The organism is Bacillus piscicola, from assembly GCF_022458745.1.
Lineage (GTDB): Bacteria > Bacillota > Bacilli > Bacillales > Marinococcaceae > Alteribacillus_A > Alteribacillus_A piscicola.
On record NZ_JAJJJF010000014.1, the window covers coordinates 40697 to 52218 of the forward strand.

Here is an 11522-nt window from a genome sequence, read left to right on the forward strand (position 1 = left end):
GGAGTGTTTGTTTTTTATTTTCTCCCAACTCCCTGTGTTTAATCTGCTAGCCGGAACACTCTTTTTGCATTAGCTGTTGTCTGTTCTGCTAATTGGGAGTAAGGGATGTCTTTCAGTTCCGCTATTTTTTCAGCAACGAGTTTGACATAAGCAGGTTCATTGCGCTTCCCTCTATACGGATGAGGAGCTAAATACGGGCTGTCTGTTTCGATAAGCAGACGATCCATTGGAATTTCTTTAGCCGTTTCTTTCGGTAATGTTGCATTTTTAAATGTAACCGGCCCGCCGAATGAAATATAGAAATTCATATCCAAGCACTCTTTCGCAATCTCAAGGCTGCCACCGAAACAATGCATAATTCCACCTGTTTCTTCGGCTTGCTCTTCTTTTAATATTTCTACGATATCCTCGTGAGCTTCTCTATCATGAATAATGATAGGCAGATTGACCTTTTTCGCTAAGCGGATCTGCTTGCGGAACACTTCTTTTTGTATTTCTTTCGGTGACTTATCCCAGTGGTAATCAAGTCCCATTTCGCCGAGTGCGACTACTTTCGGGTGAGCTGCCAATTGTTCCAGCCACTCTAAATGTTCCTCTGTCATATCTACTGCATCGACGGGATGCCAGCCAACAGAGGCATAAATAAAATCATACGTATCTGCAAAATCAAGCGCTTTTTCAATCGTAACCGGGTCAAAGCCGACAACATTCATCCATGACACGCCAGCCTGCCGTGCCCTTTCAATTGTTTCGGATGCATCCTCTTCAAACTGTTCAGCATTTACATGCACATGGGTATCAAATAACATAGCACTGTCACCCTTTTTATGAAATTAATTTACGTCTGAACCATTCGGTAAATCCTGGTCAATCGTCGCTAATGTCAGGTCTTTTCCTTTTGAGGCAGCAAGAATCATTCCTTGGGATAATTCCCCACGCAGTTTGACCGGCTTTAGATTCGTTACACAGATCACTTTTTTTCCTGTTAATTCTTCCGGCTTATAATATTCTGCAATACCCGAGACCACTTGGCGTTTCTCATATCCTAAATCAAGCTGTATTTTCAATAGTTTGTCCGCATTCTTGACCGGTTCCGCTTTGATCACTTCCGCGACTTTTAACGTTACTTTTTTAAAATCATCGATCGTAATCTCTGCTTCATCTGTACCTTCCGTCTGACCCACATGCTCATTTTTCTGTTCGGGCTCGGTTTTCACTGTACCGCCCATGTCTTTAATGATATTGGCTACTTCTGTATCTACTTCGAGACGTGGAAAGATCGGCTTACCTTTTTTAATCATCTCGGTTCCTGCAGGCAGCTGTCCAAATGACCTCATTGTTTCCCACTCTTTCAGAGAATCTGGCACACCGAGCTGCTCCCACATTTTATCAGGAGCTTCCGTCATGAAAGGCTGAATCATAATTGAAACAAAGCGCAGGGACTCAGCCAAGTGATACATGACGGTACCAAGCTGTTCTTTTCCCTGTTCATCCTTAGCCAGCATCCACGGCTGCGTCTCATCTATATATTTGTTTGTACGGCTGATCAACTGCCAAATAGCGGTTAAAGCAACCGAGAATTCCATGTCCTCCATAGCCTGTTCAACTTTGTTGACAGTGGCATCTACAAGATCGACAAGTTGGGCATCGTACGGAGTTCCGTCTTTTACATAAGCCGGAAGACGTCCATCAAAATACTTGTTAACCATAGCAACAGTGCGGTTCAAGAGGTTGCCTAAATCGTTAGCTAAATCATAGTTAATGCGATCGATAAATCCTTCTGGCGTAAACACCCCATCCGAGCCAAAAGGTACTTCCCGAAGCAAGTAATAACGGAGTGCGTCAAGGCCGAAGCGGTCAATGAGAGGAATCGGATCGACAACATTCCCTTTCGACTTTGACATCTTTCCGTCCTTCATTAAGAGCCAACCGTGGCCAAAGACTTTTTTAGGAAGCGGCAAATCAAGCGCCATTAACATAATCGGCCAGTAAATTGTATGGAAACGAACAATTTCTTTACCAACAAGATGAACGTCAGCCGGCCAGTATTTTAAGTAGTCCTCGTTATTGTCGGTTCCGTATCCAAGCGCTGTTATATAGTTCGATAATGCATCAATCCATACGTACACGACATGTTCTGGGTCACTTTTCACAGGGACCCCCCAACTGAACGCAGTCCGAGAAACTGCCAAATCCTCAAGACCCGGCTTAATAAAGTTATTAATCATTTCGTTTTTCCGGGATTCAGGTTGTATAAATTCTGGATTATCTTCGTAGTATTGAAGCAGGCGATCCGCATATTTACTCATTCGGAAAAAGTACGATTTTTCACGGACCCATTCAACAGGATGTCCACTGTCGGGGCTCTTCCCCCCTACGATCTGACCATCTTCGTATACTGGATCATCAAGTTGTAATTCTGTATAAAACGTCTCATCCGGGACGGAATACCAGCCTTCATACTCAGAAAGATAGATGTCACCGTTTTCCTTTAGCTTCTCAAAGATTTGCTGTACGACTTTCTTATGCCGCTCCTCTGTCGTTCGAATGAAATCATCGTAAGAAATATCCAGTTTATCCCAAAGTTTTTTAATGTCCGCAACAATGCCATCTACAAATTGTTTCGGGGACACGCCATTTTCTTTAGCTTTTCGTTCAATCTTCTGTCCGTGCTCATCCGTCCCGGTTAAATAACGTACATCATACCCACGCAGCCGTTTATACCGGGCCATCGCATCTCCTGCCACGGTTGTATAAGCATGCCCGATATGAAGTTTTGCGCTGGGATAATAAATCGGTGTCGTAATGTAAAACGTCTTCTTATCAGTAGTCATCGTTTAAAATCCTCCTTTTTCCTTACCATAATAAAAAAACTCCCGTCCTGCTAAGGGACGAGAGTTATACTCACGCGGTACCACCCAAATTCCCTCATTTTTTTGCAAAAATGAGGCTCAGACACCTGCTATTCCTCTTGCAGGCACATTCTTTAACGCAGAAAATACGTCCTTTTCTTACGAATAAGGGCACAGCCAAGCGCCCTCCATTAGCTCGAAAAGAAACTCCTCCCAGGACCATATTCAAAAGTTCAGCAGTACCGGATCTCACCTTCCCCGGCTCTCTGAAAAACAGCCTTCCTTTTTACTCATCCCTTCATCGGATTCTTCTATTCAACTGACATGCGGTGTATTCTCAATAAGACTATAACGAAGCGGGTTCCCTCTGTCAAGATTAGGTAAAAGAGCTGTATCTTCTCCATTTTTTAAAATCTTTTTTGTCTAAATTTCGAAAAGTTGGAATTCCTTGTAGTATTATTTGGAAAATTTATTGACGGGTTTTGGAAACGCTGATATCATTGTTCTATTAAAAAATGTCGAAATATGACGACAACATCCACGAGATTACATACATGGAACACCCTCCACATGGAGTTCCCCGTACCGATTTCACCAAGCACTACTGAAAAGAAACAACAATAGGCTATTTTCATAATGAATGAAGGAGGAAGAGTATGAAAACTACTGGCATTGTACGTAAGGTAGATGAATTAGGGAGAGTAGTGATTCCTATTGAACTGCGGAGAACATTGGAAATTGCCGTAAAAGACCCACTCGAAATCAGTGTAGATGACGAGCGTATCATCCTAACGAAGTATAAACCGAGGAGGGCTTGTCAAATAACAGGCGAATCCTCTGATCAAAATCTATCCCTTGCCGATGGGAAAGTCATCCTTTCGCCAGAAGGCGCAAAGATTCTGATGAGGGAGCTGGAAGATCACTTAGAGTATGAGAAGATCAATTCCTAAATACATTGTTCCACGTTCATCATAATTTTAAAAATCCCCGTATCCGCTTGTGAGTGGCGCGGGGATTTTTCGCCTTTGCCCTCCAAATAAATTACAGATCATGATAAGCTGCGTATACTTCTCTTTTTGACACTCCCCGGTCTTTAGCCGCTTCTTTTATCGCTGCTTTAGCAGGCAGTCCATCCTCGACGTAACGAGTGACGTGAGCTTTCATCCCGAGACCCTGCCACCATGCTTGCTGTTCGCTTGCTGCTTGTCCGCCTTCAACGATCAAACAGCATTCTCCCTTTATCTCTCTATCTTGTAAGTAGTCGCTCACTTCTGCGCCCGAACCACGAATAAGTTCTTCAAATTTTTTTGTTAATTCCCTTGCCAACACAACTTGCCTGTTCTCCCATAGTGCCGCTAAGTGAGCGACCGTTTCTTTCACCCGGTACGGTGATTCATAGAAAATGAAAGATGCTTCTACATGAGCAATTTTTTTTAACTCATCTTCGCGCTCTTTCCGTTTTCGTGGTAAAAAACCATAAAAATAAAAGGGTCCACCACCCAACCCAGAAGCAGTAAGGGCTGTGACAGCCGCGTTGGCACCAGGAAGTGCGATTACGGGAATGCCTTCCTCTATGCAAGACCTGACGATTTCCTTACCAGGATCGGACACGAGAGGCGTGCCGGCATCGCTGACGAGAGCAGCGGTTTGGCCTGCTTTTAATAGAGAAATAATCCTTTCGCCTTTTTGTTCTTTATTGTGTTCATGATAACTATTGAGCGAAGTTGAGATACCGAAATGCGAACAGAGCTTTCGTGTCTGTCTCGTATCTTCTGCAAAGATAACAGCTGCTTCCTTAAGAATCCGCACCGCTCGAAACGTCATGTCTTCTAAATTTCCAATCGGCGTTGGTACAAGATATAATACCCCGTCTTCCTTCTCGGCAAAACTTTTTTGTATGTTGAGCTCCATATCCGTTATCCTTTCCTGTTTTCCAAAACAAAAAACTGTTCCTTCTTGTATCTGGGCATTTTCTTTATCCTATATTCAGCGCGCATCGCTTCTGTCTTCGTAGGGAATTCCTTCGTAAACACTAATTGGAAAGGACCGCGCCCTCGTGTATATTTGGCACCCAGCCCACGTTCATGCTTGTTTATCCTTTGTTCTATGTTTGTCGTATAACCGGTATAGTATGTACCGTCTGCACATCTGAGCGTATAAACATAGTGTTTTTTAGCATTGTCCATAATAGTTTTGAAACTCCTCTGTATACGTGCCGTTGTCTTCATAGACAGTAAGCGGCGCCGTACAAGTCAGCCCTGGCTTTCCTTCTTTAATCCCTTCCAGTAAAACAATATTCGCGTCTTTGTCTCTCTTTGGATAAATGAGCTTCAGGCGTTTCGGCTCAATACGGTAGGTTCGGTAAGCTTCCATTAAGTCAGAGAGCCGCTCCGGCCTTAGTACCATCGAAACCTTGCCTTTCTCTTTAACAAGCCGTGATGCTGCTGCGGTCAATTCTTTTAATGTCCCATTTCTTTCGTGACGTGCATTGGCCAAATACGGATTTACGTTCCACTCCGCTTCTCCCGGAGTTGCAAAGTAAGGGGGATTGCAGGTGATTAAATCTGCTTGGCCGACCATGTTTGCGAGATTTTTGTCACGAACATCTCCCTCGAAAAATTGAATTTGCTCGTCCAATTTATTGTACGTAGCACTTCTTTTTGCCATTTCAACTAACTTTCCTTGTAGTTCAATCCCAGTTATCGGCACCCTGCTTCTTGTTGAAAGTACGAGAGGAATGACACCATTCCCGCTGCATAAATCAATGATCCTCCCTCTTGTTACCGGTACTTTCGTAAACTTGGCAAGCAAAACTGCATCAATCGAAAAGGCGAACGTTTCGCTACTTTGGATAATGTATAAGTCATTCGCAATATAATCAAGCCGTTCTCCTGCTAACAATAAAGACATGTTTTCACGACCCGTCTGTTTATTTTAGCATGTTTCTAATACGACAAAAAATGCTGTCCCGGTGGAGGACAGCACAACTTACTTTTGGTGAAGAAAGGAAAGGCAAAACAAGCAGTCACCATCGGTTCGTAGGCTTCCGTAGTGAAGGTTACATACGTGAAATCCCTCTTGGTACAATCGTGCGAGATTATCATAACCCTCTCCTACATTCGGGGCACTTTCAGATGGCTGCTTTTCAGCGGAGGACTTTGCCGTCGTTTCTTTTTTTTCATCTAAACACTCTCGCAAATGCTGATTTTCTAAGTATAAAGCCTGGTTCTCTTCAATCAACATAGCCAGCTGTTCTTTTAAATCTCTCAATTCATTATGAAGGATACCAATCCGTTCTTCCATATGAATGACTTGAGAGAATAGCTCCCTTTTCTTCACGAACACCCACCTCAATCACCCTTATTGCTTAACCTATAATATAGCCTTCTTCCACTAGCTCTTCGAGGCTGTATTCCAGAGTATTTTGCGGTTCTGGAATATTCACTTGGACAAGACGTTCTAATATATTCAGGCCGACTACTTTCCCTTTTCCTTCTGGAGTCTTAATGATCTCCCCAATGTCAGGCAGTTCTTTTTTTGCCGTCTCATAATGGTCATTCTCATACTTAAGACAGCACATCAAGCGGCCACAAAGACCGGATATTTTCGCCGGGTTCAAAGACAAATTTTGATCTTTTGCCATTTTGATAGAGACCGGCTCAAAATCACCTAAAAAGGAAGAACAGCACAGCACCCGCCCGCATGGACCAATTCCCCCAAGCATTTTGGCTTCATCACGGACACCAATCTGGCGCAACTCAATCCGTGTACGGAATATGGAAGCTAGATCCTTGACGAGATCACGAAAATCGATCCTGCCATCTGCTGTAAAGTAGAACAGTACTTTATTCCGATCAAACGTATACTCCACATCGACCAGCTTCATGTCCAGGTTATGTTCCGCAATTTTTGCTGTACACACTTCATACGCTTTATGTGCCAGTTCTTTATTTTTGGCAATAATGTCCTTGTCCTCCTGGTTAGCAATCCGAATAACCTTTTTTAAAGGAAGAACAACATCATCACCGCTCACTTGTTTATTGGCAAGCACGACTTTGCCAAATTCAACTCCGCGAGCAGTCTCTACTACGACCCACTGCTCTTTTTCTATATGAAGGCCACCGGGCGAAAAGTAATATATCTTCCCAGCTTTCTTAAATCTGACTCCAATTACTTCATACAACGTTATGATCCCTCCTGTAAGCGGAGCAGTAAATGCTCCATTAGAAGCTGGGCATTTACATTGGCACGAAGCCGCCGTTTTGCATGGAGGATCCACTGCACACGTTGGGAAATCACGGTCTCTGACATCTGAAGAGCCCCTTGCTCTAACTTTTTTATTTGGTCGGGATAAGCAAGGTCTTCCTGCCCTTGTTTTACCGCCAGAATATCGCGATACCAGAAAAGCAGCAAATCCAAGCCAATGTCCAGCTCTTCTCTATCTTTAAAATGGGGAAGCCACTTTTCCTGTAAAGTTAAAAGCGTTTGTTGAGGTCGATGATGAACCTCTTCAAGTAATTGTATCACTAGACTTCTTCCATGTACAATCCACTCTTTTTTCTCACTTAGTTCTTCACCGCCCCACTGATCAGGAAGTCTGGCCAACAAGGATGAAGCAGCACTGCTGATACCTTGTTCTTCATACATGGCTGTCCGCTTTTCAAGGGAAGGGGGAGCAAATGTAACTTTTTGGGATCGGGATACAATCGTATCAAGCATGGAGTGAATATTCTCAGTCAGTAAAAGAGCCAGCGTCGGGCTTTCTGGCTCTTCCAAAAACTTCAACAAACTGTTTGCTGCGCTTGCTGTCATTTTATCTGCTTCGTTGACAACGTACACCTTCAAACCTGGTTCCATACCACGATAGGTGAATTCTTTTTGTAGGCTTTCTACCTGCGCTTTTTTGATGGTTGTTCCTTCTCGTTCAACAAGCATAACGTCCGGGTGGTTGCCGTGCTGTATTCGCTTACAGTCCCGACACTTTCCACATGGTCCATTCGTATCTTTGTCCAAGCAAAAAAGGTACTGGATGATCAGGAAAGCTGCCTTTTTTTTCCCGGATCCACGTCTTCCTTCGAACACATAGGCATGAGCAAGTCTGTTTTTATCGATACTCCGTTTCAAGATTGCCATAACGGTCGGTTGTTCTGTTTTTATTTCTTCCCAAGTCATACTCATTCATTATCCCTCGATTTCAAAACTGCTCGAACTGTTCGACCTGCATAATGAAGACTGTAGCTCCCCCGACTTGTACTTCTACTGGATATGGTACATACGAATCGGCATTTCCTCCCATAGGCGATACCGGAGCAACCAGCTGTTCTCGCGCTTTACAGTTCTCTTGAATAATTTCTAACACGTGGTCCACCTGCTCATCTTCCACACCTATTAAAAATGTTGTGTTTCCGGCCTTTAAAAAACCACCTGTGCTTGCCAATTTCGTAGCCCGATAATCTTTATCAACCAAAGCATTGGATAAGCGATTGCTGTCCTTGTCCTGTACAACAGCAATGATTAGTTTCATCACGATCCCCGCTTTCGTCATCATAGTGACTCATGTTTTTTATTATTTTACTAAATATGAAGGTTAAATGAAAATAGTAATCCGAACACACTTTTTACTCACCAGATAATATGGAATTCAGATAACGTTCTGCATCTAATATAACGTTATCTAAAGATTGTTCTCCATTTATTTTATGGATTCTTTCCGGATAGCGTTCTTGTAGATTTTGATATGCTTCATGTACTCTTTGATGAAAATGAATGGTCTCGTTATCGAGCCGATTAATCTCTCTGTCTTTATTTTTGAAGATGCGTGTGAGTCCTGTCTCAGGTAAAATATCTATATATATGGTCCCATCCGGCATATAGGGACCGATCGCAAATTCATTTACTGCAAGTACGTCTTCTATCCCGATGCCACGGGCTGCTCCCTGATAAGCGAGGCTGCTGTCAATAAAGCGGTCGCACAACACGTGACAACCGTCTTCTAATGCAGGAATCACTTTTTCCACAAGATGCTGCCTTCTCGCAGCTGCATATAAAAGTGCCTCCGTTCGGCTGTCCATCTCTTTATGACCGGGGTGGAGAATAATCGTACGGATTTGTTCAGAAATATCGATTCCTCCCGGCTCCCGTGTTTTCATCACTCTGTATCCTTTTTCCACCATTTTTTCATAAAGATGTTCGATTACTGTCGTTTTGCCAGCTCCTTCGCAACCTTCAAAACTGATAAACATTCCTTTTTTGCTCATTCATTTTCATCCTTGTTTATTATATTAAGATACCAATCACCATATTTGTTCATTTCTCCGCCTTGAATGCGTCCCCCTTTAGCCAGCCATTCTACCAGAAAATCATAGCGCTCTCCCATGATTTTTTCTCCTTTTAAAAACAAAGGAATCCCTGGTGGATAAGGGATGATGTCCGTACCAGCTGTAAGGTTTTTCGCGTTCATTAAAGGAACCTGCTGTTGTTTCACGTGAAACATCTCATCTGCCCAGTCTTTTTCTGCTTCGTGAAGAAAAAAAGACGTCGGCATTGTCATTGAATCAAACTCTTTTTTTGGGGTTTCTGTCATCATCCGATTCACAGACTTTCTTATTTTAGTATACGTTCCTTCCTGTTCTGTATCTAGTACCAATGGAAATATAAACAGGACATGTTTGGAGTCCGCTAGCTCCGGATATATATTCTCTTCTTCCAAATAATGCTGTAAAGTCCAGCCACTGTAGCCCGTGGGAGCTTGGACAATACATTTTAACGGGTCCTCGTAAATCCCATCAGGAGGAGAAACAACGGTTAATCCCGTGGCACTTTTCATGTTTGACTTCATCGCTAAGAAATGCCTCGCTAATAACTCCTGATCAAATTGTTGCACTGTATGTACATAGTGGCGGGCAATATCTAAAGAAGCAAGAATAGGGTAGGACGGACTACTTGATTGAACGATTGCAGCTGCATCCTTTAATGCCTGCAGGGAAACGGACCCTGTTTTTCCCAGATGTAAGAACGCACCCATCGTCAAAGCAGGCAATGTTTTATGAGCAGAATGCACCACCACGTCTGCTCCTTGTTCAAGCGCGGATGGTGGAAAGACTGAGCTTGCTGGAAAGTGAGCACCGTGAGCCTCATCGACCAGCACTTTTGCTCCTCGTTTATGTGCGGTATGGATGATTTCTGATAGACTCTGTGTCCATCCGTAATAGGACGGTGACGTGATAATGAGCCCTTTTGCTTGAGGATACTGGACAAAAGCTTGCTCTACCATGCTCTCTGTGACACCTAGAGAAAGTTGTGTCTTGTTGTCGTACTTAGGGAAAATAAAAACAGGCCGCAATCCCGCCAGCCGCAGCCCGTTTATGATTGACTTATGGGAATCACGTTGTACAAGCACGGTATCTCCTTGCCGAAAAGAAGCCAATATCATGGTCAAATTCCCGGCTGTTGAGCCGCCGACCAAAAACAAAGTATCCTTTGCACCGTAAACAGCAGCGGCCAACTTTTGAGCACAAGCAATGACTCCATCTGGTGCGTGTAAATCGTCTAAACCTGTTAGCTCAGTTTGATCAAATGGAAGAACCGACGAAAAAAGTGCTTGTCCATGGGCAGGCATCACCCTCCCATTTTTATGACCTGGAACGTGCATCGATGTCGGGTTCTTCCGATCATGTTTCTGAAGCGCTTCTACTATAGGTAATAATTCTTGATCCATTTTCATCCCTCTACCTGCATTTTTCACTATTCTTCACCACATCATCAACATGAAGAGATTGAACTGTTCATAGATGTCTTGCTAGCATATTTTGAGAAGCCGACTCAGACTGCATTTGCTTAGCTGCAAATAGTGATAAAGATGATTATATTAAGATAGTAAAGTAGAAGCTTTTAGTTTTCTTAATTTAATAATATGCTCCTTGTACGTCGGATCTTCCGGGGGAAGATTTACAAGTTTTTGCTCGCAATCCCTACATAAAAAGTTGTCTATAATATGAATACCCCGCTGCTTTTCCTCTTCACAAAGAACGCACGTCTCTACCCACTTCTTTTCGTTTACACCAAAACCCAACATGCCCACCTCCTATGAAACTAGTTTCGCCTAAAATAAAAATTTTATTCTATTTAGAGGAAGGTTCTATATTTCCAGGTTATGCGTGATCAGTAAAAAGTGTGTAGAGCACTAATTTATGCTTTCATTGCTGTGTTATGCAATCAATTGCTTATGATTAAAACAGGTGCAGACAGCAGAAAATGTTCTATTATCATTCTATGCACACCTATTCATTTATAGCAATGAAATAATTCCAATATGTTTTTAATGTCTTATAGAACGAGTTAATTTCATAATTCGCATTCAGTTATTAAAATCCGAACAACTTGCACATAGTATTAGATAGGTTGATTTCCACTGTGGGCAGGCGCTCTTCCCGGGACAATGCCTTCTTAGCTTGCTTGACCTGTAGCGGGTCTGCGTGGTATTCGAAAATACAGGATCCCCCTAGAATCGAGGAAAGAAAACGGTCACGTAACAGATGCTTACGTGACCAACGAATTCTGAGTCTTTATGAATAAGTATATAAAAAGGAGCCGCCAGAATATTTTCTGACAACTCCTTTTTTGCTTGCCTGGCAACGTCCTACTTTCACAAAGGGCTGCCCCTTCATTATC

At 42.9% G+C, this 11522-nt stretch carries 13 protein-coding genes and 1 other annotated feature; of the genes, 1 reads left to right on the top strand and 12 read right to left on the bottom strand.

Features of this window, described 5'->3' with window-relative positions:
* Positions 1-38: 38 nt before the first annotated feature.
* Positions 39-809 carry a TatD family hydrolase gene (locus LOR49_RS15705; protein ID WP_240377899.1) on the bottom strand — a complete coding sequence of 257 codons (771 nt, stop codon included), beginning with the start codon at positions 807-809 and terminating at the stop codon, positions 39-41.
* Positions 810-833: 24 nt separating this feature from the next.
* A complete protein-coding gene (metG, locus tag LOR49_RS15710) occupies positions 834-2834 on the bottom strand; it encodes a methionine--tRNA ligase (RefSeq protein ID WP_240377900.1) in 2001 nt (666 codons plus the stop codon).
* 50 nt (positions 2835-2884) lie between these two features.
* Positions 2885-3163 (bottom strand) — a binding site (T-box leader).
* A gap of 345 nt (positions 3164-3508) precedes the next feature.
* Here metG and LOR49_RS15715 point away from each other — a divergent pair.
* Positions 3509-3802, top strand: coding sequence for an AbrB/MazE/SpoVT family DNA-binding domain-containing protein (locus LOR49_RS15715; RefSeq protein WP_240377901.1), 294 nt, complete (start codon positions 3509-3511; stop codon positions 3800-3802).
* A 91-nt stretch (positions 3803-3893) separates the two neighbouring features.
* Here the strand turns inward: LOR49_RS15715 and rsmI are convergent, their stop codons facing one another.
* From rsmI to LOR49_RS17775, 10 genes are all read right to left on the bottom strand, one after another.
* Positions 3894-4763, bottom strand: a complete 870-nt coding sequence (gene rsmI, locus LOR49_RS15720) for a 16S rRNA (cytidine(1402)-2'-O)-methyltransferase (protein ID WP_240377902.1) — start codon at positions 4761-4763, stop codon at positions 3894-3896.
* A 5-nt stretch (positions 4764-4768) separates the two neighbouring features.
* Positions 4769-5080, bottom strand: a complete 312-nt coding sequence (locus tag LOR49_RS15725; protein ID WP_338021156.1) for a GIY-YIG nuclease family protein — start codon at positions 5078-5080, stop codon at positions 4769-4771.
* Positions 5025-5762 carry a tRNA1(Val) (adenine(37)-N6)-methyltransferase gene (locus LOR49_RS15730; RefSeq protein ID WP_240377904.1) on the bottom strand — a complete coding sequence of 246 codons (738 nt, stop codon included), beginning with the start codon at positions 5760-5762 and terminating at the stop codon, positions 5025-5027. Before LOR49_RS15730 ends, LOR49_RS15725 begins: the two co-directional genes overlap by 56 nt.
* 78 nt (positions 5763-5840) lie before the next feature.
* Positions 5841-6191, bottom strand: coding sequence for a DNA replication initiation control protein YabA (yabA, locus tag LOR49_RS15735; RefSeq protein WP_240377905.1), 351 nt, complete (start codon positions 6189-6191; stop codon positions 5841-5843).
* A gap of 28 nt (positions 6192-6219) precedes the next feature.
* Positions 6220-7035, bottom strand: a complete 816-nt coding sequence (locus LOR49_RS15740) for a PSP1 domain-containing protein (RefSeq protein WP_240377906.1) — start codon at positions 7033-7035, stop codon at positions 6220-6222.
* Between the two features lie 2 nt (positions 7036-7037).
* The gene (gene holB / locus LOR49_RS15745; protein ID WP_240377907.1) at positions 7038-8030 is read right to left on the bottom strand and encodes a DNA polymerase III subunit delta'; all 993 of its coding nucleotides are present in this window, start codon (positions 8028-8030) and stop codon (positions 7038-7040) included.
* A 16-nt stretch (positions 8031-8046) separates the two neighbouring features.
* Positions 8047-8376 (bottom strand): cyclic-di-AMP receptor, encoded by a 330-nt coding sequence (locus LOR49_RS15750; RefSeq protein ID WP_240377908.1) that lies wholly within the window; start codon positions 8374-8376, stop codon positions 8047-8049.
* Between the two features lie 94 nt (positions 8377-8470).
* Positions 8471-9109, bottom strand: a complete 639-nt coding sequence (gene tmk / locus LOR49_RS15755; protein WP_240377909.1) for a dTMP kinase — start codon at positions 9107-9109, stop codon at positions 8471-8473.
* Positions 9106-10569 (bottom strand): aminotransferase class I/II-fold pyridoxal phosphate-dependent enzyme, encoded by a 1464-nt coding sequence (locus LOR49_RS15760; protein ID WP_240377910.1) that lies wholly within the window; start codon positions 10567-10569, stop codon positions 9106-9108. Before LOR49_RS15760 ends, tmk begins: the two co-directional genes overlap by 4 nt.
* Before the next feature lie 150 nt (positions 10570-10719).
* Positions 10720-10926: a sigma factor G inhibitor Gin gene (locus tag LOR49_RS17775; protein ID WP_420830490.1), complete on the bottom strand. Its 207-nt coding sequence runs from the start codon at positions 10924-10926 to the stop codon at positions 10720-10722.
* Positions 10927-11522 lie beyond the last annotated feature (596 nt).